Below are 22435 nucleotides of genomic sequence, written 5' to 3'. Positions count from 1 at the left end.
AACAAAAGAAAAACCGGTAATAAATACCGGTTCAAGTGACACCTTAAGCCGTTGTCTTGGCGATCCGACCTTGTTCGATGTAAACCATCAAAATACTTAAGTCAGCTGGATTGACTCCGCTAATCCGACTAGCTTGTGCCAATGTTTCTGGTTGGATCTTGGTTAATTTTTGTTTTGCTTCCGTGGCTAAGCCATTGATTGCGGCATAATCAATATTGACCGGAATCTTTTTAGCTTCCATGCGTTTCAACTTATCGACTTTATCCAAAGCCTTCTTAATATAGCCTTCATACTTGATTTGAATCTCTACTTGTTCGATTACTTTGTTATCTAACGCTTCCATTGGAATAAAGCGAGCTAATTCTTGGTAGCTTACTTCCGGACGACGCAGAAAATCAGCTGCTAGAATACCATCTTTTAGTGGTGCGCCACCTTTTTCTGCTAAGAAGGCTTGAATTTCCGCCGTTGGTTTCAAACGAATCGTCTGAAGACGTTTTAATTCAGCTTCAATTGCAGCCTTCTTCTCTAAAAATGCTTCATATTGTTCTTCTCTTACTAAGCCAATTTCATGGCCTTTTTCAGTCAAACGTAAATCAGCATTATCGTGACGTAAAATCAAGCGGTATTCTGCCCGTGATGTCAGTAAACGATAAGGTTCATTAGTCCCTTTGGTAACAAGGTCATCAATCATAACACCGATGTACCCATCACTACGTTTCATAACAAAAGGTTCTTTCCCTTGAACTTTCAACGCAGCATTGATACCTGCAATCAGCCCTTGACCAGCGGCTTCTTCATAGCCACTAGTCCCATTCGTTTGGCCAGCTGTAAACAAATTACTGATTTTTTTAGTCTCTAGCGTTGGGCGTAGTTGATGAGGCACTACTACATCGTACTCAATCGCATAACCAGTCCGCATCATTTCAGCCTTTTCTAATCCGGCAACCGAATGCAACATCGCTGTTTGGACATCTTCTGGCATCGAAGTAGACAAACCTTGGACATATACTTCCTCAGTATGTTCACCTTCAGGTTCTAAGAACAATTGATGTCGTGCCTTGTCAGCAAAACGCACGATTTTATCTTCTATTGAAGGGCAGTAACGTGCGCCAACACCTTCCACAATGCCCGTAAACATTGGTGCCCGGTGCAAGTTTTGTTGAATAATTTCATGGGTCTTTTCATTGGTATAGGTTAACCAACAAGAAAGTTGGTCTTGCCGATAACGGCTATCCGGTGTTTGATAGCTGAAATGATTAGGCGTCGTATCACCTGGTTGTTCTTCCGTCACACTATAATCAATCGAGCTTGCTTTGACCCGTGGAGGTGTTCCTGTTTTAAAGCGAGCAATCTCCAAACCAAGCTCTTGCAAATGATCTGCCAAACCAATTGAAGGTTGTGAATTATTAGGGCCTGAAGAATATTTCAATTCGCCAATAATAATTTCACCACGCAAAGCAGTACCAGCAGTGATAACTACTGCTTCTGCAGCATACGCTGCGCCTGTGGCAGTCACAACACCACGACAAACACCATCTTCTACAATCAATTTTTCCACGATGCCTTGACGTAGTGTCAAATTAGCTGTTTCTTCAATCGTTTGTTTCATTTGAGTATGATAAGCATGCTTATCTGCTTGCGCGCGCAACGCACGAACTGCTGGACCTTTCCCTGTATTTAACATCCGCATTTGGATATAAGTTGCATCGATATTTTTGCCCATTTGCCCACCTAAAGCATCGATTTCACGCACGACTACGCCCTTGGCTGGTCCACCAACAGAAGGATTACATGGCATAAATGCCACCATATCGAGATTGATTGTCAAAAGTAATGTTTTACAGCCCATACGAGCAGACGCCAAAGCCGCTTCAGAACCTGCATGTCCTGCACCGACAATAATCACGTCATATTTTTCTGCTTGATATTGTTCCATAATAGTCTCCTTATTTTCCTAGACAAAATTGGCTAAATAATTGGGTAATCAACTCATCTTGCACACTGTCGCCAACAATTTCACCTAAATAGTCCCAACAGCGCGTCATATCAATTTGGACTAAGTCCACAGGCATCCCCATTTCGATACCGCTGATGACTTCGGCTAAAGCTGCTTCAGACTGCTCCAACAAAGCGATGTGGCGTACGTTAGAAACGTAAGTAGCATCTTTTTCATTGGTTTGTCCTGCAAAGAATAATGCCGCAATTCGTTCTTCTAACTGTTCTAAACCGGTATTAGCTAACACAGAGACTGACAACGGTTCTTCGGTTGTTAATTCCTGCAAATCTTCTAAACTTAATTGCGCTGGTAGATCCGTCTTGTTCAATAAAATGATCCGCTTACTGTCATCAGTTGCTGCTAAGAGTGCTTGATCTTCTTTAGTTAATGGTTCACTTTGATTTAAAACTAGTAGCACCAAATCTGCCTCAGATAATGCTTTGCGACTTCGCTCGACGCCAATTTTTTCTACGATATCTTCCGTTTCTCGAATACCAGCTGTATCCACCAATTTTAGTGGCACGCCGCGAACATTGACATATTCTTCAATGACGTCACGCGTTGTCCCAGCAATATCAGTAACAATTGCCTTATCTTCCTTTAATAAATGGTTCAATAAACTGGATTTCCCAACATTAGGCCGGCCAATAATAGCTGTACTTAGCCCTTCTCGTAAGATCTTACCTTGCTGAGCGGTTACCAATAGATTTTGAATTTGCGCTTGGACAAAACGAGCCTTTTCTAGCAGTAGCTGTGTCGTTAATTCTTCGACATCATCATACTCAGGATAATCAATGTTAACCTCTACTTGGGCTAAAGTTTCCAGTATTTCTTGTCGTAAAGTCCGAATCAATTGGGACAAATTGCCGTCCAATTGTTGGATCGCCAACTGCATTGCTTTATCCGTCTTGGCCCTAATTAGGTCCATCACTGCTTCAGCCTGTGAGAGATCCACACGACCATTTAAAAATGCTCGTTTAGTGAATTCTCCTGGTTCAGCTAGCCGTGCACCTTCTCTTAACAACAGCTGTAAGACTTGGTTGGCCACCACCATGCCGCCATGACAGTTGATTTCAATCACATCTTCCCTTGTGAAAGTTTTAGGCGCCCGCATTACGGTAACCATCACTTCATCAAGCAACTGTTCTCTACGACGATCAATAATATGTCCATAATGGATCGTATGGGAAGCCACATCGCATAGCTGTTTTTTTCCTGCTGAAAATACCAGATCCGCAATACTTACGGCATCTTCGCCACTTAGTCTCACAATACTGATAGCCCCTTCTCCAGGTGGTGTGGAGATAGCCGCGATTGTATCAAATTCCATCGTTGTCTGCATGATCCCTTTCCTTTCTTACATACAAAAAAGTGCCTAGTCCACCCCTAAAAAGGAGTGGAAAAAGCACTTTGACTGCTGTTTTCGAATCTCGTTTGTTAGGATAACATAATTCCTTGGTACCTGCAAGATTCTGTCTTCACTATTTTTATTTTTAAGGTAGTTATTTTGAAAAATAGATTTCATTAAGAGGCTGCTTTTTGAAAAAGAACCGATAAATCGGTAAAATAAAAGAAAAAGGAGGTACCATCTTATGGGATTATTCAGCGATCGATCTTTACCAGATGAACGGGAAACAGATACAGAAAAGTTGGCACAAATTGTTTTATCTACTGGCAATATCAGCCGCAAGTATCTCGTTCGTGATCTGGCATTTGCAGTAGATACAAAAGAAGGCGATTTATTTTCGACTGATCCAAATGAATTGTTCCATGATTTAATCATGAAACTCCGCCAGCAAGCAGTAGCCTACGAAGCAGATGCTGTAATCAATTGTCATTTTGAGCATCAAACAACAACAATAGAAGGCAAATCCATTTTGAAGTTATTTGGATATGGCACCATCGTACAATTCAATCAAACCGCCATCAGCTGATTTTGATTGTCTGCCCAAGCGTCATTAGTAGAAATTCTGCTAGTGACGCTTTTTTGACAACAAAAAACCCAAGCGCGAACGCTTGGGCTTAGCCATAGATGCTTTGACTACTTTATCATCGTATTTTTTTACTCTGATAAGAATGATTTCTAGTTGAATATACGCTTTTTCCATTTTTTTGTCAATCGAAATCAGCGAATTTTAAAAGCGTTTTTTTGCCGGCTCTACCACCAGATAGCGATAAGGTTCATCCCCTTCAGAATGGGTTTGAATCGCTTCATCTTTACTTAAAGTAGAATGGATCTGCTTTCGTTCAAAGGCTGGCATTGGTTCCAAGAAAACCGGCTGACCTGTGCGTTTAACCTTTTCCGCTGTCCGTTCAGCTAGACGTTTGAGAATTGCTTGACGCTTTTCACGATAATCCCCAACGTTGACTACGACTGACAATTTTTCACGAGCAGCACGATGAACAAAAACTTGAGCCAAATACTGGATGGCATTTAAAACTTTACCATGCTTACCAATCAAAATTCCTTGCTTTTGGCTATCCAGATGGAAAATTATCAAGTTATCTTCACGAGCAATTCTGACTAAGGCTGGTGCCCCTAATTCTTTTGAGATATTGGTCAAATATAATGCTAATTCGGTAATGGCTTCTGATTCTTCAAGATCTTCTAACTGTTTGACTGCCGGTTCTGTTGCCGAGTTTGTCTTAACCGTTTCAACGATTACAGGTTCCGTCGTTTCCACAGCTTCAATCTCCGCTACGGTTTCTGCCACAGCTTCAGAGATTTCTTCTGCAACAGAAGGTTCAATAGAAACTTGGGCAGATTTTTTCCCAATTCCCAGAAAGCCTTTTTTTCCTTCATCAATTACTTCGATCACAACATCATCTTTTGTCAGATTCAAAGAAGTTAGTCCGCTTTGGATAGCCTCTTCGACTGTCATTCCTTCAAATATAGGCATTTTTTGACCTCCCTGCTATTTTTTACGTTTTTTCTTAGGATTCATTGCTTTTTGTAGTGCTCGTTCCCGTTCACGCTGTTTGCGGGCAACATCTTCTCGCTCTTGACGAATCTTGAATGGATTATTGATTAATAAGGTTTGACCTACTTGGAAGGCGTTAGAAACTACCCAGTATAAAGACAAACCACTTGCTAAGTTTAGACCCATTACTAAGATCATGACGGGCATCGCAAACGTCATTGTTTTGGTCATCCCATTTGATTCCAGTTGGCTCATACTTGAAAGATAGCTACTAATAAAAGTAAAGATTGCGGCTAAGATTGGTAAAATAAAGTATGGGTCATGTTCCCCTAAGTTCAACCATAAAAAACTACCGGCACGCAAAGCTGGTACACGTGAGATGGCTTGCCACAATGCCATTAAGATTGGCATTTGTACCAATAATGGTAGACAACCAGCATATGGATTGACATTGTTTTCTGCATATAAGCGCTGTTGTTCTTCTTGCAATTGACGTTTTGTTTCAGGATCGCGAGAAGAGTATTTTTCCTGCAGTGCTTTTAACTGCGGCTGTAATTCCTGTGTTTTTCGCATGCTCTTGTTTTGGAAGTGCATTAAAGGTAGTAGAATAATCCGTACAATCAATGTAAAGAGGATGATTCCTACCCCGCCGTTACCACCAAATGATAAAAATTGAATCGCCCGAGCAAAGTTAAATACGATATAACGCTCCCAAATCCCAGTACTCTGAGCACCAATTTCGGAAGTACCACAAGCAGATAACACGACGAGCAGACTTAGCATAGCCGCTCCTAATAATATTCTTTTGTATTTTTTCACCAATAAATTCCTCTCCTATAATAATTTCGCTAATCGCAAAACATGGATCAAGTTTTGTTGCAATTCATCCATTGATAATTCTTCCACAGACGGACGTGCAATAATTAAAAAGTCTACATCTTGTCGCAATGAATCCTTCAATTCATAGACACCCTGACGAATCCTTCTTTTGACACGATTTCGCGTGACGGCGTTACCAATTTTTTTACCTACCGACAGACCCACCCGAAAATGCTTCTGTTCTGGTTTTTCTAATAAGTAGATAACAAATTTTCGATTTGCACAGGAATTTCCTCTTTTAAATACTTTTTGAAACTCTTGCTCATGCTTGACCCGATAGGATTTTTTCATTTGAAGATCTCCTAATTTCAATTAGCTTATTCACCTTAACAATGATACCATATTTGCTTTTTTTTTCACTCATTTTCGGCAAATTATCGTTTTTTGGACAAAAAAAAACCACTGAGTGATTTCAGCGGCTTAAGCAGAGATAACTTTTCTGCCTTTACGACGACGGCTAGCTAATACCCGACGACCATTTTTTGTGCTCATACGTTTACGGAATCCGTGAACTTTTTGGCGTTTGCGTTTATTTGGTTGATACGTTCTTTTCATTTTCTCCACCTCCTGGGGCAAAAGTGTACAGACATACCTTAGTAGTATACCGAGAGCATACTAGTTTTGTCAATTACAGATTGCGAAAAAAGCAAATTTTTCTTTTATTAATTTATCCACAGATAAAAAAATTATTGGGACAGTATGTGCATAACTTAAAATTCAGTTCAGGGTTGTGTAGTAGTTTTTACGGATTTCTCCACAAAAAAATCATTGTGGAAAAAAGTTGTCCACAGGCGTTTTTTTGCTTGTTGGAAACTCGTTGTAATTCTTTAATATCAAGCGATTGGTGTTTTTAAATTTTGTGGATAACTAGTGGACAATCAAAAGAACCCACATTCTCACTTTCTCCTGTGGATAAGTTTTATTACAGTTGTTTATCATTTTTCCACATTTGCTTTTTGCTTGTGGAAAATTATTGTAAAACATGCTAAAATTTCATTTGCATCTATGCTTGATTGGGGAGCTTTGGCTGTCCAATTTTTTAAGTTGTATAAATATACATAACATCGAGGAGGATTTTCTATGCCAGATCTCGACTCTTTCTGGAAAGAACTTCAAAATAGCTATCATGCAGTCTTGAGTCCTGCAAGCTATAGCACTTGGATTGAGTCTGCAAAACCTTTGCAGCTGGAAAACAATGAATTAGTCATTCAGGTACCCTCCGATCTCCATAAAAACTACTGGGAAACAAAACTTGTGACCCATGTGTTACAGACTGGATTTCGATTGACAGGAAATGAAATCACTCCCGTTTTCGTGGTGGCAGATAATTCACTTCCTGAACTACCTAAAAAAGTTGAACCTAAAATGAGTGTTCAATTGATGGAACAAAGTAAAAAAGCCCTACTGAATCCCAAATATACCTTCGACACTTTTGTCATTGGTAAGGGAAATCAGATGGCTCATGCCGCTGCCTTAGTAGTAGCAGAAGATCCTGGATCAATTTATAATCCACTCTTTTTCTATGGTGGTGTTGGTTTAGGTAAGACGCACTTGATGCACGCCATTGGTCATCAAATGCTACAAAATCAGCCGGAAGCCCGCGTGAAATATGTTAGCAGTGAAACCTTTGCCAATGATTTTATCAATTCTATCCAGAATAAAACTTCTGAAGAATTTCGTCAGGATTACCGTAAAGTTGATTTATTGCTAGTTGATGATATCCAATTTTTTGCTGATAAAGAGGCAACCCAAGAAGAATTCTTCCACACCTTCAATGCTCTGTATAATGAAGGAAAGCAGATTGTCTTAACCAGTGACCGTCTACCAAATGAGATTCCTAAGCTACAAGAACGACTCGTATCACGCTTCGCTTGGGGACTTTCAGTCGATATCACGCCACCTGACTTGGAAACTAGGATCGCTATTTTAAGAAAAAAAGCCAATGCGGAGCGGTTAGAAATACCAGATGATACTCTCAGCTATATCGCCGGACAAATCGATTCTAATATTCGCGAATTAGAAGGTGCCCTAGTACGTGTTCAGGCCTTTGCCACGATGAGTAGTGCAGACATCACGACTAGTTTAGCAGCGGATGCTTTGAAAACCTTGAAATCTACTGGTAATCGCAATCAGCTTTCTATTTTACAGATTCAAGAAGAAGTAGCAAAATATTATCATATCCAATTAAAAGATCTTAAAGGAAAAAAACGAGTGAAATCGATCGTAGTGCCGAGGCAGATCTCCATGTATTTGTCTCGCGAGCTGACAGATAATTCTTTACCAAAAATCGGAGCGGAATTTGGTGGCAAGGATCATACAACGGTAATCCATGCCCATGAAAAAATCCAGCAATTATTAGAAACCGACCCTACAATCCAAAAAGAAGTCACTGAGATCAAAAATTTTCTTTTAGGTTGATTGTGGAAAAGTAAGAAAAAAGACGTCTTGTTTTCCACAAGATATCCACAAGTGGAAAACTTTATGCTCGTTATGCTTTTTGCTGTTTTCCACAGAACACACAGGCCCTACTACTTTTATTATTTTATCTAATATATAGAAAAGGAGTTTCCAAATGAAATTTACGATAAAAAGAAGTATTTTCCAACAAGAATTACAAACTGTTCAACGAGCTATTTCAACTAAAACCACGATCCCTATCCTAACAGGGGTAAAAATCGTTTTAAATGAGGAAGGACTTTCTTTGACAGGAAGTAATTCAGATATCTCAATTGAAACTTTCTTACCTGTAACCAATGAAAAAGCGCAACTAGCTATTGAAGAAACAGGCGCTATTGTATTACAAGCGCGTTTCTTTGGCGAGATTATTAGACGTTTACCTGAAGATTTGTTTACTATGGAAGTTTTAAGTAATAATCAAGTAGCTATTACATCAGGTAAAGCTGATTTTACAGTCAATGGCCTAGATGCTGACAACTATCCGCACTTACCAGTGATTGATGCCGCTAATCAAATCAAATTGCCTGTACATGTTTTAACTAAATTAATTGGCGAAACGAGTTTTGCGGTTTCTCAACACGAAAGTCGTCCTATTTTGACAGGGGTTCATTTTATTTTAAATAATCAAGAATTATTAGCAGTTGCTACGGATAGCCATCGGTTAAGCCAACGAATCATTCCAATCGAAAATACTGCTGAAAATTTTGATATTGTCATTCCTGGTAAGAGCTTGACAGAATTATCTCGTTCTTTCATGAATGAAGAGGAGATCGTAGAAATTAGTATCATGGAGAATCAAGTGCTCTTTAAAACAGAGAACATGTATTTCTACTCTCGCTTATTGGAAGGAAACTACCCTGATACGAACCGTTTGATTCCTACTAGCTTCAATACTGAAATCGAGTTCCAAGTTCCTGAACTACTAGCTGCCATTGAACGGGCATCCTTGCTATCTCATGAAGGTCGTAACAATATCGTTCGTTTAGAGATTGCTGACCAAGGCGTTACGCTATTTGGGAACTCACCAGAAATCGGTAAGGTTGAAGAGGAATTGAACTATGAAACCGTAAACGGTGATCCATTAGAGATTTCTTTCAATCCAGACTATATGAAGGATGCTTTAAGAGCCTTCGGTGATATGAGTATTAAAATCAAATTCATTTCCGCGATTCGTCCCTTTACAATTGAGCCAAGTGAAAATAGCGTAGCTTTTATCCAATTGATTACACCAGTACGCACAAATTAGGATTTTTTAAAGCTTTGGAAGGCCCACTTCAACGTCGGCTTTCCAAAGTTTTTTCATTTGCTTTCAGAAAAATTGTAAATAATCAGCTTAAAACGATAAATGACATTTTTTAGCGTTAAAATTCGTTTTAAGCGATTTTAATAAAAAAATGAAAAAACAGTCGATTTATCAAAAAAACGGTTATACGAGAAAAAAACCCAGTAAAATTTGTTTTCAGGCCTAAAAAAGGGTATAATATTGGTAGAAATTGAAAAAGACAGGAGGCTCCTTTTTGAAAAAGACAGTCGTTTTAGAAAGTGATTACATGACACTTGGTCAATTTCTTAAAGAAATTAGCGTTATTTCTAGTGGCGGCCAAGCTAAATGGTATTTAGCCGATACTGCTGTTTTAGTTGATGGTGAACCAGAACAGCGTCGAGGGCGTAAACTTTATGCAGGAATGATGGTGGAAGTACCAGACGAAGGTACTTTTTTTATGGCAAAAAAAGAGGAAACACATGAGACTGAATGATATTCAGTTAGAGCATTATCGTAATTATGATCAGTTAGCATTGGACTTTCCTAAGTCATTGAACATCATTTTAGGAGAAAATGCGCAGGGAAAGACGAATCTTTTAGAGAGTATTAATGTGTTAGCGATGACTCGTAGCCACCGTACTAGCAATGAGAAGGAACTGATTAACTGGCAGTCTGATTTTGCCCGAATCACTGGCACGGTTCAAAAAAAAACGACCAAAGTTCCTTTAGAATTGTTGTTATCAGCTAAAGGACGCAAGACAAAAGTCAATCATATTGAACAGAAAAAATTGAGTTCATATGTTGGTCAACTTAACGTTATTTTATTTGCGCCAGAAGATCTTTCGCTCGTAAAAGGCAGTCCGCAGATTCGCCGTAAGTTTCTGGATATGGAATTAGGTCAGATCAATCCTATTTATTTATATGATTTGGTTCAATATCAAACAATTTTGAAACAACGAAATCAGTACTTGAAAAAGGCTGATGGTAAGGTGGACGAAGTTTATTTGGACGTTTTGTCTGAACAATTAGCTGACTTTGGTAGCAAAGTCATTACCGCCCGTTTGCGGTTTGTAGATCGCTTGACATACTGGGCTAAACAGCTGCATCAGCAGATCACTTATGGCAAGGAGCAACTTGCTTTAGAATACATTTCAACGATTGATTTTGCCAACGGGGCTGAGCAACCTGAAATTTATCAGGCGTTCTTAGCGCAGTTAAAACAAAATCGTGCCAGAGAATTGTTCAAAGCGACAACCTTTATCGGGCCACACCGCGATGATTTGCTTTTTTTTATTGATGAAAAAAATGTCCAAACATACGGATCACAAGGACAGCAACGAACAACGGCCTTGAGTGTCCGCTTGGCGGAAATCGATTTGATGGCAGAAGAAACAGGGGAATATCCACTCTTATTACTAGATGATGTAATGAGCGAATTAGATAATGAACGCCAGTTACATTTGCTGGAGACAATTGAAGGCAAGGTCCAGACATTCTTGACCACCACCAGCCTAGAACATTTACGAGATAAAATCACAGTAGAGCCTGATGTTTTCATTGTTCAGGCTGGGACTATCGAAAGGAAAGAAACAGTATGACAGAAGAAAAAAGTATGCAGGAGCGTGCTAGAGAGTATGACGCCAGTCAGATCCAAGTCCTAGAAGGGCTGGAAGCTGTCCGGAAACGTCCAGGAATGTATATTGGCTCTACTAGCAGCCAAGGTCTACACCATTTAGTATGGGAAATCGTTGATAACTCTATTGACGAAGCTTTAGCAGGTTTTGCTGATGAAATTAACGTCATTATTGAAGAAGATAATAGTATTACTGTCATTGATAATGGTCGTGGGATTCCCGTTGATATCCAAGCAAAGACAGGTCGTCCGGCAGTTGAAACGGTCTTCACGATTCTTCATGCCGGTGGTAAATTCGGTGGAGGCGGATATAAAGTATCCGGCGGTTTGCACGGGGTAGGTTCTTCTGTTGTAAACGCGTTATCTAGCCTATTAGACGTAAAAGTTTATAAGGATGGAAAAATCTATTTCCAAGAATATCACCGCGGTACAGTAATGAATGACCTGAAAGTGATTGGCGATACAGATCGTCATGGAACGACCGTCCATTTTGTTCCAGATCCAGAAATTTTTACTGAAACGACAGAATTTGAATTTGACAAATTAGCTACACGGATTCGTGAATTGGCATTCTTAAACCGCGGTTTGAAAATCTCAATTGAAGATAAGCGCAGCGCAGAACCAATTTTGCGGGAATATCACTATGAAGGTGGTATCCGCAGCTATGTAGAACACTTAAATCAAAATAAAAATGTTCTTTTTCCAGAACCAATCTACATTGAAGGGGAACAGCAAGATATCGTGGTGGAAGTTTCCATGCAATATACGGATGGCTACCACACAAATTTATTGAGTTTTGCTAATAATATCCACACTTATGAAGGTGGAACCCACGAATCTGGATTTAAAACGGCCTTGACGCGGGTCATCAATGACTACGCTCGCCGGCAAAAATTAATGAAAGAAAATGACGAAAATCTGACAGGTGAAGATGTTCGTGAAGGTTTGACGGCAGTAGTTTCTATCAAACATCCTGAGCCACAGTTTGAAGGACAAACTAAGACTAAGTTAGGAAACTCTGAAGTTCGAACAGTAACGGATCGTTTATTCTCTGAGTATTTCAATAAATTTTTATTGGAAAATCCAACAGTTGGTCGCCAAATCGTTGAAAAAGGTCTATTAGCTTCTAAGGCGCGTCAAGCAGCAAAACGTGCTCGGGAAATGACCCGTCGTAAAACGGCCCTTGAAATCAGTAATTTACCTGGTAAATTAGCAGACTGCTCCAGTAATGATCCAGAACGCTGCGAATTATTTATCGTCGAAGGTGATTCTGCCGGTGGTTCTGCTAAACAAGGACGCGACCGCGAATTCCAAGCTATTTTACCAATCCGTGGGAAAATTTTGAACGTCGAAAAAGCTAGTATGGATAAGATTCTAGCAAATGAAGAAATTCGTTCATTGTTCACGGCTATGGGAACAGGTTTTGGCGAAGATTTTGATGTTTCAAAAGCTCGTTACCATAAACTCGTTATTATGACCGATGCCGATGTTGATGGTGCGCATATTCGGACGTTATTGCTGACTCTATTTTATCGCTATATGCGTCCCATCGTAGAAGCCGGTTATGTGTATATTGCGCAACCACCGCTCTATGGGGTGAAACAAGGTAAAAATATCACGTATATTCAATCAGGTAAGCATGCTGATGAACAACTAGCAGAAGCCATTGCAAGTCTACCAGACTCACCAAAACCGGCTATACAGCGTTATAAAGGCCTTGGTGAAATGGACGATCATCAGCTATGGGAAACAACCATGGACCCTGCCAATCGCGTTTTAGCGCGTGTCAGCGTGGATGATGCAATCGAAGCCGACCAAATCTTTGAAATGTTGATGGGTGATCGAGTAGAACCACGTCGGGCTTTCATTGAAGAAAATGCGCATTACGTGAAGAATTTAGATATCTAATAAGGGAGGGGTCTCAGCTTTATGAGTGAAAAAGAAAATATTAAGGATGTAAATCTAACCAGCGAAATGCGAGAATCGTTTATTGATTACGCCATGAGTGTTATTGTGGCTCGTGCACTGCCAGACGTTCGTGATGGCTTAAAGCCGGTTCACCGCCGTATTTTATATGGAATGAATGAATTAGGCGTTACGCCCGACAAGCCTCATAAAAAATCAGCACGGATCGTTGGTGACGTAATGGGGAAATACCATCCCCACGGTGATAGTGCGATTTATGAATCAATGGTACGAATGGCGCAACCATTTAGTTATCGCTATATGTTAGTTGATGGCCACGGAAACTTTGGCTCTGTCGATGGTGATGGGGCAGCGGCGATGCGTTATACTGAAGCGCGGATGAGTAAAATCGCCATGGAAATGTTGCGTGATATCAATAAGGATACTGTTGATTATATTTCTAACTATGATGAATCTGAAAAAGAACCGCAAGTGTTACCAGCACGCTTCCCTAACCTCCTAGTAAATGGGACAACAGGGATCGCGGTAGGGATGGCAACTAATATTCCACCGCATAATTTGACCGAGGTCGTTCAAGCGGTGAATTTAGTGATGGAAAATCCTGAGGTAACAACGAACGATCTGATGGAAGTGATTCCGGGACCAGACTTTCCAACAGGTGGTCTAGTGATGGGAAAATCAGGTATCAGACGTGCTTATGAAACTGGCAAGGGTTCAATTACTGTTCGTGCAAAGGTAGAATTAACCGAGTTACCTAATGGAAAAGAACGAATTTTAGTCACGGAACTACCTTATATGGTCAATAAAGCTAAATTGATTGAACGGATCTCTGAATTACATCGAGATAAACGTATCGAAGGAATTACTGACTTACGGGATGAATCTTCTCGTGCGGGTATGCGAATTGTAATTGATGTTCGTCGCGATGTTAGTGCGTCAGTTGTACTGAATAATTTGTATAAATTGACGGCCTTACAATCATCCTTTGGTTTTAATATGTTAGCAATCGTTAAAGGTGTTCCTAAAGTGTTGAGTCTTAAAGAGATTTTGGTCAACTATATTGAACATCAACAAGTGGTTATTCGTCGCCGGACCGAGTTTGATAAGAAAAAGGCAGAAGCTCGGGCGCACATTTTAGAAGGTTTGCGTATTGCACTGGATCATATTGATGAAATCATTGCGATTATCAGAGGATCAAAATCGGATGATCAAGCTAAATCAGCTTTGATTGAACGCTTTGAATTTTCAGATCGTCAAGCGCAAGCGATCCTAGATATGCGTTTGCGTCGTTTAACTGGTTTGGAACGAGAAAAAATCGAGAATGAGTATCAAGAATTATTGACACTAATCGCAGATTTAAATGATATCTTGGCAAATCCTCAACGAATCGATGAAATCATTAAAACTGAGTTGGGTGACATTGAACGCCGCTATGGGGATGCTCGTCGGACAGAGCTCTTGGTGGGCGAAGTGCTTAGCCTAGAAGATGAAGATTTAATCGAGGAAGAAGAAGTCGTGATCACCTTGACCAATAATGGTTATATCAAACGGTTGGCGAATTCTGAATTTCGAGCTCAGCGTCGTGGTGGCCGTGGCGTCCAAGGTATGGGCATTCATGATGATGATTTTGTTAAAACGCTGATTTCTTGTTCGACCCATGATACCTTGTTGTTCTTTACTAATAATGGGAAAGTTTATCGGGCGAAGGGATATGAAATCCCAGAATATGGGCGCACCGCTAAAGGGATTCCAGTTATTAACTTATTAGGAATTGATTCAAGCGAAAGTATCCAGACGATTATAGCCGTGACTGGTCAAGCAGAAGAAGGCCATTATTTGTTCTTTACAACTAAATATGGTGTTGTAAAACGTACTGCTGTGACGGCCTTTTCCAATATTCGTAGCAATGGTTTGATTGCTATTAACCTCAAAGAAGATGATGAATTGGTCAATGTTTTGATGACAGAAGGCGACAATCATATCATCATCGGGACACACGCTGGTTATTCTGTTGCTTTTGCTGAAGAAAGTGTTCGTGATATGGGACGAACAGCAACCGGCGTTCGCGGTATTCGCTTGCGAGAAAACGATTATGTAGTAGGTGCCGATATTCTAACTGAAACCAACGAGGTTCTGGTCATTACTGAAAATGGTTATGGAAAACGAACTGCTTCAAGTGAGTATCCAATCAAAGGCCGTGGCGGTAAAGGAATCAAGACAGCTAATATTACGGCCAAAAATGGCCCATTAGCTGGTTTAACTACTGTTAATGGCGATGAGGATATCATGGTCATTACGGATAAAGGTGTTATTATCCGGTTCAATGTTGACTCAGTATCCCAAACAGGACGAGCAACGCTAGGGGTTCGCTTAATGCGAATGGAAGATGAAGCAAAGGTTGTCACGATGGCAGTCGTTGAACCGGAAGCGGAAACAGAAACGGAAGAAATTGCAACAACAGAGGAATAAAGTAATGCTGTGGGTGAAAATCCACAGCATTTTTTTAATTATAGTGAAAAAAACGTATCTATAAGTAACAACAGATGCGGATAAGCATTGATTATGCTAAGGATTTAGTGTATAATGATTGATTGTGAGTAGTCTATTTTTTAGATAACTCTCCTTGCTCTCGCAGAGAGAGCCAAAGTCCATAGGGAGGTGAAAATCAATGAGTCAAGCAACGAAGTACGAAATCATGTACATTATTCGTCCGAACATTGATGAAGAAGCAAAAACTGCTTTAGTTGAACGCTTTGATACAATCTTAAAAGATAATGGCGCTGAAGTCATCGAATCTAAAGATTGGGAAAAACGCCGTTTCGCGTATGAAATGAACGGTTTCCGTGAAGGTATCTATCATATCGTTAAAGTTTCTGCTCCTACATCAGCTTCTGCTATCAACGAATTCGATCGTTTAGCAAAAATCAATGACGATATCATCCGTCATATGATTGTTAAAGAAGAAGAGTAAGGAACAAAATGTTTCACGTGAAACATTTTAGCGAAAGGAGAACGACGAATTGATTAATAATGTTGTATTGGTTGGTCGATTAACGAAGGATCCGGATTTACGCTATACTGCCAGTGGAGCAGCGGTTGCGACTTTTACACTAGCTGTCAATCGTAATTTCACGAATCAAAGCGGTAATCGCGAAGCTGACTTTATTAACTGTGTTATGTGGCGGAAACCTGCTGAAACATTAGCAAATTATGCTCGTAAGGGTACTTTGTTAGGTGTTACCGGCAGAATCCAGACTCGAAATTATGAAAATCAACAAGGGCAACGGGTTTATGTAACTGAGGTGATCGCAGAGAACTTCCAATTACTTGAATCACGTTCAGCATCTGAGCAACGACAACAAACAGATGGCTTTGCCGGTGGTAACAACAACTTTGGTGGTTCCACTAACAATAGTTCATCTTCATTTAATCCATCGTCCACTCCGAAAAATGATATGCCTAATTTTGATCGAGACGTTGATCCTTTTGGGGGAGCGGGCTCATCAATTGACATTTCAGACGATGATTTACCATTCTAATCAAGATTGATAGGAGGGAAAAGGAATGGCACAACAAAGAAGAGGCGGACGTAAACGCCGTAAAGTAGACTATATTGCTGCAAATCATATCGAACATATCGATTATAAAGATATTGAATTACTAAAACGTTTCATTTCAGAACGTGGTAAAATTTTACCTCGTCGTGTAACTGGAACTGGCGCTAAAAACCAACGTAAATTGACTGTTGCAATCAAGCGTGCTCGTATTATGGGCTTGCTACCATTTGTTTCAGAAGAATAATTTATGTCGACCTTCCATAAATTGGAAGGTCTTTTTTTATAGAAAATGTTTCACGTGAAACATTTTCTAACCATTCGCCCGGCGCCCCTTTTTGTGCTAAAATTAGTTATTGAATGGGGGCAGAGGAGTAATATATATGAGACAGTCTTTGAAAAAAAGTTTGGTGTTCAGCTTATGTCTGTTTCTCATTGCTAGTGTAATGGTGTTGTTGGTTAAGCAAATATGGGCAATAGTTTTAGTGCTTTTTTTAGTTTTTCTAGTGAACCTTCGCTTTATTCTACGGCAGGTTCAAATCACCAAAATAAAGAATGAGGAAAAAATTCAAAAAGCGACAGCGATAGCCCAACAAAACGTACAATTTGCTAGTGAACACTATCCTATCGGTATTGTGGTTTACGAAAACCAAAAGATCATTTGGCACAATCAAGTGGTGACAGAAATGTTGCCAATCAATGAGCTTGAGAAACATTTAAAAAAGGAAAAAGAGTATACAATTGAATGGCAGGATAAAGTTTTCCAAGTTGAAACCTACGAAACAACTAGTTTTTTGATTGATATAAGTAAAGAAATTGCATTAGAAAAAGCACAAAGTGCCCGTAAGTCAGCCATTGGGATTGTTTCAGTCGATAATTTCGATGAAGTTACTGATGGAATGGATGATAAGGAAGTATCTTACCTCAATAGTTATATAACGACGATCTTATCTGACTGGTTGGAAAATTATCATATCTATTATAAGCGGTTGAATGCAGAACGCTATTTCTTTGTTGCTACATATCAAGATATCGAAGCAATGATGAAGGATAAATTCAAAGTATTAGATACGGTGAGAAATGAGTCGGCCACCTCACAAGAGATTCCCTTAACATTAAGTATTGGGATTGCATATGGCAACACCTCGTTAGAAACTATCGGAGATGACGCGCAAGCTAACTTGGATACGGCACTGGTCCGTGGTGGTGATCAAGTAGTTTTAAGAGAATCTGCTACAAATGCTAAGCCTTTTTATTATGGCGGTAAGTCTGCTAGCACCACCAAACGCACTCGAGTACGTTCACGTGCTATGAGTACAGCGTTGAAAAACATTATTTTACAATCAGATCAAGTTTTTATTATGGGACATCGTTTTCCTGATATGGATGCAATTGGTTCAGCTTTTGGGGCAGCCTGTTTAGCCCGTTTTAATCAAAAAAAAGCTTATATTATTTTAGATAATACCCAAGTGATACCAGATGTTGAACGATGCTTGCAAGAAATTCAAAAATATCCAGAGTTAGCAGACCAGGTAATTGATCCCAAAGATGCTGCACAGCTCAAAACGGACCGTAGTGTCTTGCTGATGGTAGACTACCATAAACCTTCTTTATCAATCTCGCCGGAACTATACGAGCAATTTGATAAAATTGTGGTGATTGATCATCATCGAAGAGGAGAAGAATTTCCAACCCAACCAATTTTAACGTATATCGAATCAGGTGCGTCCTCGGCATCTGAATTAGTAACCGAATTGATTGAGTATCAAAGTACGAGAAAGATGCGCTTACAAAAAATTGAAGCAACATTACTGCTAGCGGGTATGGAGGTAGACACGAAAAATTTTGCAGTCCGCACAACGGCTCGAACCTTTGATACAGCAAGTTATCTTCGGACTTGTGGAGCTGATCCATCTCTTGTACAATATTTATTAAGTTCGGATCTTACTAGTTACTTGGAAATGAATCGTTTAATAGCTAAGGCTGAATATGTAACGGAAGATATCGTGATTGCGGCGGCTGACGAAGCCGATACTTATGATAGTGTTATGGCGGCTAAAACAGCGGATACCCTACTTAGTATGGTTGGAATTAATGCAGCTTTTGTCATTACTAAAAGAAGTGATGGCTTAATCGGAATATCCGCCAGAAGTTCCGGGACTATAAATGTCCAAGTGATTATGGAAGAGTTAGGTGGCGGTGGGCACTTTACTAACGCAGCGGTTCAATTGAAAAGTACCGTACCTGAGGTCAAGGAACAGCTACTGCAGTTGATCCACCAAAAAATCAATGAAATTTACCAAAAGGAGTGACCCTAAATGAAAGTTATTTTCTTAAAGGATGTTAAAGGCAAAGGTAAAAAAGGCGAAGTAAAAGAGGTAGCGAGCGGTTATGCGCAAAACTTTTTGATCAAAAATGGTTTAGCTAAAGAAGCGAATAAAGGAAGTATCAGTGAACTAGAAGGACAGAAAAAGGCACAAGAAAAATTAGAAGCTGAGCAGCTCGCTGAAGCTGAGACTATGAAAGCGTTTCTAGAAAAGGAAACAACAGTCGTTGAAATCAAAGCCAAAGCTGGTGAAGATGGCCGCTTATTTGGTTCTATTCCTTCTAAACAAATTACGGATGCTTTGCAAAAACAGCATAAAGTAAAACTTGATAAACGTAAGCTAGCATTAGAACAACCAATTCGTTCTTTAGGCTATACACGTGTGCCCGTTAAACTACATCATGACGTTACCGCCGATATCAATGTTCATGTGGTAGCAGAATAAGCAGTTTTTTTGAAAGCATCAAAGCGACCACCGCTTTGATGCTTTTTATACATCCAGCTGGGCAGTTGTACTTTAAGCTGCTTTCTTGTAAAATAGGTAGGCAATGCAGAAAGGAAAAGAGGAGCGAAACACATGAATGAAGTATGGCAAGATCGTATGCCGCCGCAAAGTATTGAGGCGGAACAAGCTGTTTTAGGCTCTATTTTTCTGGATGCCGAAGCGATTGTAGATGCCCTTGAATACATAGAACCTAAAGATTTTTACCGTCGAAGCCATCAGTTGATTTTTCAAACGATGATGCTGTTAAACGACCGTAATGAAGCCATCGATATTATTACCGTCAAAGATCGTTTAGAGCAAGAGAATCAATTAGAGGACGTTGGTGGCTTAGCCTATCTATCTGATTTGGCGGTGACAGTACCAACGGCTGCTAATATCGTCCATTATGCTAAAATCGTGGAACAAAAATCATTGCTGCGTAATTTGATTCAAACTGCTACAGATATTGTTTCAAAAGGATTTGAGCAGTCAGAGGACGTTGAAGCAATTTTAGATGACGCTGAGCGAAGTATCTTAGAAGTATCAGAAAAGCGGAATCGTAGTGGTTTTCTTGCTATCGGTGACGTTTTGAATCAAGCAATTGCGCATATTGATGAGTTGTATCAGCAAAGTGAAGAAATTACGGGTTTGCCAACAGGTTACCAAGCTTTAGATAAGATGACGGCTGGGCTACAACCAGAGGAGCTGATTATCTTAGCCGCCCGGCCAGCGGTTGGTAAAACGGCGTTTGCTTTGAATATTGCCCAAAATGTTGGCACAAAAACGGATCGATCAGTTGCTATTTTTAGTTTGGAAATGGGGGCTGAGTCGCTAGTTAACCGGATGCTTTGTGCGGAAGGTTCGATTGATGCGGGACATTTAAGGACCGGGCAGCTATCTGAAGAAGAATGGCAGAACTTAATTATTGCCATGGGCAGTTTGTCACGTGCTAGCATTTATATTGATGATACGCCAGGGATTAAAATTACTGAAATCCGAGCAAAATGCCGTAAATTGGCCCAAGAAAAGGGTAATTTAGGCTTGATTTTAATTGATTATCTGCAGTTGATTGAAGGAACGGGTCGTGAAAACCGGCAACAAGAAGTTTCTGAAATCTCACGTCAACTGAAAAAGTTGGCTAAAGAATTAAAAGTACCGGTTATTGCTTTGTCACAGCTTTCGCGGGGTGTAGAACAGCGCCAAGACAAGCGACCAGTTCTAAGTGATATTCGTGAATCTGGTTCTATCGAGCAAGATGCGGACATCGTAGCCTTTCTTTACCGAGATGATTATTATGAACGAGGTGATGGTGAAGGCGAAGAGGAAGCTCAAGGACCTGAGAACATCGTAGAAGTTATTATTGAAAAGAACCGGAGTGGTGCCAGAGGAACAGTGGAACTACTTTTCACAAAAGAATACAATAAATTTTCTTCGGTTTCCCATCGAGAAGAATTTTAAAGCTAAGAGTGATCTTAGCTTTTTTCTTTTGTTTTCATATAAAACTAAAATAAAGTTCGTGTTTTAACCTGTTTTTTCAAAATATAAATGATAATATTCGAATTTTGATTGAAACCTGTTTGAGAAACTGATACAATGATTCAGGACAAAATATTATAGAACGAGGTGTTCGTATGTCATCTGTAGTAGTTGTAGGAACGCAATGGGGCGACGAAGGTAAAGGAAAAATCACTGACTTTTTAAGTGAAAATGCGGAGGTCATTGCGCGCTATCAAGGTGGTGACAACGCTGGGCATACTATTAAATTTGATGGTGTGACCTACAAATTGCATTTGATTCCGTCTGGTATTTTTTATAAGGAAAAAATCAGCGTTATCGGTAATGGTGTGGTAGTTAACCCTAAGTCTTTAGTGAAAGAATTAGCCTATTTGAAAGAAAACGGCGTAACCACTGATAATCTGCGAATCTCAGATCGGGCACACGTCATTTTGCCTTATCATATTAAATTAGACCAATTGCAAGAAGACGCTAAAGGCGAAAATAAAATTGGTACAACAATCAAAGGAATCGGGCCTGCTTATATGGATAAAGCAGCACGCGTCGGGATTCGGGTAGCAGATCTATTAGATAAAGAGATTTTTGAAGAACGTCTACGTTTGAATTTAGAAGATAAAAATCGTCAATTTGTTAAAATGTTCGATTCAGAAGCCATGTCTTTTGATGATATTTTTGAAGAATACTATGAATATGGTCAACAAATCAAACAATATGTCACAGATACTTCTGTGATTTTAAATGATGCTCTAGATGCTGGTAAACGAGTTTTGTTTGAAGGCGCTCAAGGAGTTATGCTAGATATCGATCAAGGTACTTATCCATTCGTTACCTCTTCTAATCCAGTTGCCGGTGGTGTGACGATTGGTAGCGGAGTTGGTCCATCTAAGATCAACAAAGTCGTTGGTGTCTGCAAAGCTTACACATCCCGTGTTGGTGATGGACCGTTCCCAACTGAACTTTTTGATGAAGTGGGTGAACAAATCCGTGAAGTAGGTCGGGAATATGGTACAACTACGGGACGTCCTCGTCGAGTAGGCTGGTTTGATACAGTGGTAATGCGACACTCAAAACGTGTTTCTGGAATTACCAACCTTTCGTTGAACTCAATCGATGTTTTAAGTGGTTTAGAGACTGTCAAAATTTGTACGGCTTATGAACTAGATGGCGAACGGATTTATCATTATCCAGCTAGTTTGAAGGAGTTGAACCGTTGCAAACCAATTTATGAAGAACTACCAGGTTGGTCTGAAGACATTACAGCATGTAAGACATTGGCAGACTTACCAGATAATGCTCGTAATTATGTCCACCGCATTTCTGAGTTAGTAGGGGTTCGTATCTCTACGTTCTCTGTAGGACCAGATCGTAACCAGACCAATGTACTAGAAAGCGTTTGGGCACAAGCATAAACTATTGAAACTAGGCAGTTTTTTGCCTAGTTTTTTTTATCGTGGTATGATAGCCCCAGAGGAGGAATAAA

General features: G+C 39.9%; 20 protein-coding genes. 14 read left to right on the top strand and 6 right to left on the bottom strand.

What is annotated here, in order from left to right; translation table 11 throughout:
* Positions 1–43: 43 nt before the first annotated feature.
* Complete coding sequence (mnmG, locus tag ECA01S_RS11995; RefSeq protein WP_067395856.1) at positions 44–1936, bottom strand: tRNA uridine-5-carboxymethylaminomethyl(34) synthesis enzyme MnmG; 1893 nt, start codon at positions 1934–1936, stop codon at positions 44–46.
* Between the two features lie 10 nt (positions 1937–1946).
* Entirely contained in the window at positions 1947–3338 is a 1392-nt protein-coding gene (gene mnmE / locus ECA01S_RS11990; RefSeq protein ID WP_373277561.1) for a tRNA uridine-5-carboxymethylaminomethyl(34) synthesis GTPase MnmE, read from the bottom strand.
* 250 nt (positions 3339–3588) lie between these two features.
* Between mnmE and ECA01S_RS11985 the strand changes: the two genes are divergently transcribed.
* Positions 3589–3930 (top strand): hypothetical protein, encoded by a 342-nt coding sequence (locus ECA01S_RS11985; protein ID WP_067395852.1) that lies wholly within the window; start codon positions 3589–3591, stop codon positions 3928–3930.
* 201 nt (positions 3931–4131) lie between these two features.
* Here the strand turns inward: ECA01S_RS11985 and jag are convergent, their stop codons facing one another.
* The 4 genes from jag to rpmH form a co-directional block, all read right to left on the bottom strand.
* On the bottom strand, positions 4132–4896 hold the full coding sequence (gene jag, locus ECA01S_RS11980) for an RNA-binding cell elongation regulator Jag/EloR (protein WP_067395849.1): 765 nt from the start codon (positions 4894–4896) through the stop codon (positions 4132–4134).
* 15 nt (positions 4897–4911) lie between these two features.
* A complete protein-coding gene (locus ECA01S_RS11975; RefSeq protein WP_067395889.1) occupies positions 4912–5736 on the bottom strand; it encodes a YidC/Oxa1 family membrane protein insertase in 825 nt (274 codons plus the stop codon).
* A gap of 15 nt (positions 5737–5751) precedes the next feature.
* On the bottom strand, positions 5752–6087 hold the full coding sequence (gene rnpA / locus ECA01S_RS11970; protein WP_067395846.1) for a ribonuclease P protein component: 336 nt from the start codon (positions 6085–6087) through the stop codon (positions 5752–5754).
* A 129-nt stretch (positions 6088–6216) separates the two neighbouring features.
* Positions 6217–6351: a 50S ribosomal protein L34 gene (gene rpmH, locus ECA01S_RS11965; protein WP_002356012.1), complete on the bottom strand. Its 135-nt coding sequence runs from the start codon at positions 6349–6351 to the stop codon at positions 6217–6219.
* Positions 6352–6876: 525 nt separating this feature from the next.
* On the opposite strand from rpmH, the gene dnaA reads away from it, so the two are divergent.
* The 13 genes from dnaA to ECA01S_RS11900 all read left to right on the top strand — a co-directional run bounded on the left by dnaA (position 6877) and on the right by ECA01S_RS11900 (position 22364).
* A complete protein-coding gene (dnaA, locus tag ECA01S_RS11960; protein WP_067395840.1) occupies positions 6877–8214 on the top strand; it encodes a chromosomal replication initiator protein DnaA in 1338 nt (445 codons plus the stop codon).
* 154 nt (positions 8215–8368) lie between these two features.
* Positions 8369–9499 (top strand): DNA polymerase III subunit beta, encoded by a 1131-nt coding sequence (gene dnaN / locus ECA01S_RS11955; protein ID WP_067395837.1) that lies wholly within the window; start codon positions 8369–8371, stop codon positions 9497–9499.
* Between the two features lie 271 nt (positions 9500–9770).
* Positions 9771–10010: a S4 domain-containing protein YaaA gene (gene yaaA / locus ECA01S_RS11950; RefSeq protein ID WP_067395835.1), complete on the top strand. Its 240-nt coding sequence runs from the start codon at positions 9771–9773 to the stop codon at positions 10008–10010.
* Positions 9997–11115, top strand: a complete 1119-nt coding sequence (recF, locus tag ECA01S_RS11945; RefSeq protein WP_067395832.1) for a DNA replication/repair protein RecF — start codon at positions 9997–9999, stop codon at positions 11113–11115. The genes yaaA and recF overlap by 14 nt, the downstream gene beginning before the upstream one ends.
* Positions 11112–13058 carry a DNA topoisomerase (ATP-hydrolyzing) subunit B gene (gene gyrB, locus ECA01S_RS11940; RefSeq protein ID WP_067395829.1) on the top strand — a complete coding sequence of 649 codons (1947 nt, stop codon included), beginning with the start codon at positions 11112–11114 and terminating at the stop codon, positions 13056–13058. The genes recF and gyrB overlap by 4 nt, the downstream gene beginning before the upstream one ends.
* A 21-nt stretch (positions 13059–13079) precedes the next feature.
* Positions 13080–15545 carry a DNA gyrase subunit A gene (gene gyrA, locus ECA01S_RS11935; RefSeq protein WP_067395826.1) on the top strand — a complete coding sequence of 822 codons (2466 nt, stop codon included), beginning with the start codon at positions 13080–13082 and terminating at the stop codon, positions 15543–15545.
* A 199-nt stretch (positions 15546–15744) separates the two neighbouring features.
* Positions 15745–16047: a 30S ribosomal protein S6 gene (gene rpsF, locus ECA01S_RS11930; protein WP_067395823.1), complete on the top strand. Its 303-nt coding sequence runs from the start codon at positions 15745–15747 to the stop codon at positions 16045–16047.
* A 49-nt stretch (positions 16048–16096) separates the two neighbouring features.
* Entirely contained in the window at positions 16097–16615 is a 519-nt protein-coding gene (gene ssb, locus ECA01S_RS11925; RefSeq protein WP_067395821.1) for a single-stranded DNA-binding protein, read from the top strand.
* A 25-nt stretch (positions 16616–16640) separates the two neighbouring features.
* A complete protein-coding gene (gene rpsR / locus ECA01S_RS11920) occupies positions 16641–16877 on the top strand; it encodes a 30S ribosomal protein S18 (RefSeq protein ID WP_067395818.1) in 237 nt (78 codons plus the stop codon).
* A 136-nt stretch (positions 16878–17013) separates the two neighbouring features.
* Positions 17014–18942, top strand: coding sequence for a DHH family phosphoesterase (locus ECA01S_RS11915; protein ID WP_067395815.1), 1929 nt, complete (start codon positions 17014–17016; stop codon positions 18940–18942).
* A 6-nt stretch (positions 18943–18948) separates the two neighbouring features.
* A complete protein-coding gene (rplI, locus tag ECA01S_RS11910; protein WP_067395813.1) occupies positions 18949–19401 on the top strand; it encodes a 50S ribosomal protein L9 in 453 nt (150 codons plus the stop codon).
* Positions 19402–19533: 132 nt separating this feature from the next.
* A complete protein-coding gene (gene dnaB / locus ECA01S_RS11905) occupies positions 19534–20898 on the top strand; it encodes a replicative DNA helicase (protein ID WP_067395810.1) in 1365 nt (454 codons plus the stop codon).
* Between the two features lie 173 nt (positions 20899–21071).
* Positions 21072–22364 carry an adenylosuccinate synthase gene (locus ECA01S_RS11900; protein ID WP_067395807.1) on the top strand — a complete coding sequence of 431 codons (1293 nt, stop codon included), beginning with the start codon at positions 21072–21074 and terminating at the stop codon, positions 22362–22364.
* Positions 22365–22435 lie beyond the last annotated feature (71 nt).

This window comes from Enterococcus canis NBRC 100695 (assembly GCF_001544375.1).
Classification (GTDB): Bacteria; Bacillota; Bacilli; order Lactobacillales; family Enterococcaceae; genus Enterococcus_H; species Enterococcus_H canis.
Note: the sequence above shows the minus strand (reverse complement) of the source record. Positions and strands in the feature narration are given on the sequence as shown.

Coding starts and splice junctions, on each gene's coding strand:
- mnmG (WP_067395856.1), bottom strand. CDS start 1,936: ATGGAACAATATCAAGCAGAAAAATATGACGTGATTATTGTCGGTGCA.
- mnmE (WP_373277561.1), bottom strand. CDS start 3,338: ATGCAGACAACGATGGAATTTGATACAATCGCGGCTATCTCCACACCA.
- ECA01S_RS11985 (WP_067395852.1), top strand. CDS start 3,589: ATGGGATTATTCAGCGATCGATCTTTACCAGATGAACGGGAAACAGAT.
- jag (WP_067395849.1), bottom strand. CDS start 4,896: ATGCCTATATTTGAAGGAATGACAGTCGAAGAGGCTATCCAAAGCGGA.
- rnpA (WP_067395846.1), bottom strand. CDS start 6,087: ATGAAAAAATCCTATCGGGTCAAGCATGAGCAAGAGTTTCAAAAAGTA.
- rpmH (WP_002356012.1), bottom strand. CDS start 6,351: ATGAAAAGAACGTATCAACCAAATAAACGCAAACGCCAAAAAGTTCAC.
- dnaA (WP_067395840.1), top strand. CDS start 6,877: ATGCCAGATCTCGACTCTTTCTGGAAAGAACTTCAAAATAGCTATCAT.
- dnaN (WP_067395837.1), top strand. CDS start 8,369: ATGAAATTTACGATAAAAAGAAGTATTTTCCAACAAGAATTACAAACT.
- recF (WP_067395832.1), top strand. CDS start 9,997: ATGAGACTGAATGATATTCAGTTAGAGCATTATCGTAATTATGATCAG.
- gyrB (WP_067395829.1), top strand. CDS start 11,112: ATGACAGAAGAAAAAAGTATGCAGGAGCGTGCTAGAGAGTATGACGCC.
- gyrA (WP_067395826.1), top strand. CDS start 13,080: ATGAGTGAAAAAGAAAATATTAAGGATGTAAATCTAACCAGCGAAATG.
- rpsF (WP_067395823.1), top strand. CDS start 15,745: ATGAGTCAAGCAACGAAGTACGAAATCATGTACATTATTCGTCCGAAC.
- rpsR (WP_067395818.1), top strand. CDS start 16,641: ATGGCACAACAAAGAAGAGGCGGACGTAAACGCCGTAAAGTAGACTAT.
- ECA01S_RS11915 (WP_067395815.1), top strand. CDS start 17,014: ATGAGACAGTCTTTGAAAAAAAGTTTGGTGTTCAGCTTATGTCTGTTT.
- rplI (WP_067395813.1), top strand. CDS start 18,949: ATGAAAGTTATTTTCTTAAAGGATGTTAAAGGCAAAGGTAAAAAAGGC.
- dnaB (WP_067395810.1), top strand. CDS start 19,534: ATGAATGAAGTATGGCAAGATCGTATGCCGCCGCAAAGTATTGAGGCG.
- ECA01S_RS11900 (WP_067395807.1), top strand. CDS start 21,072: ATGTCATCTGTAGTAGTTGTAGGAACGCAATGGGGCGACGAAGGTAAA.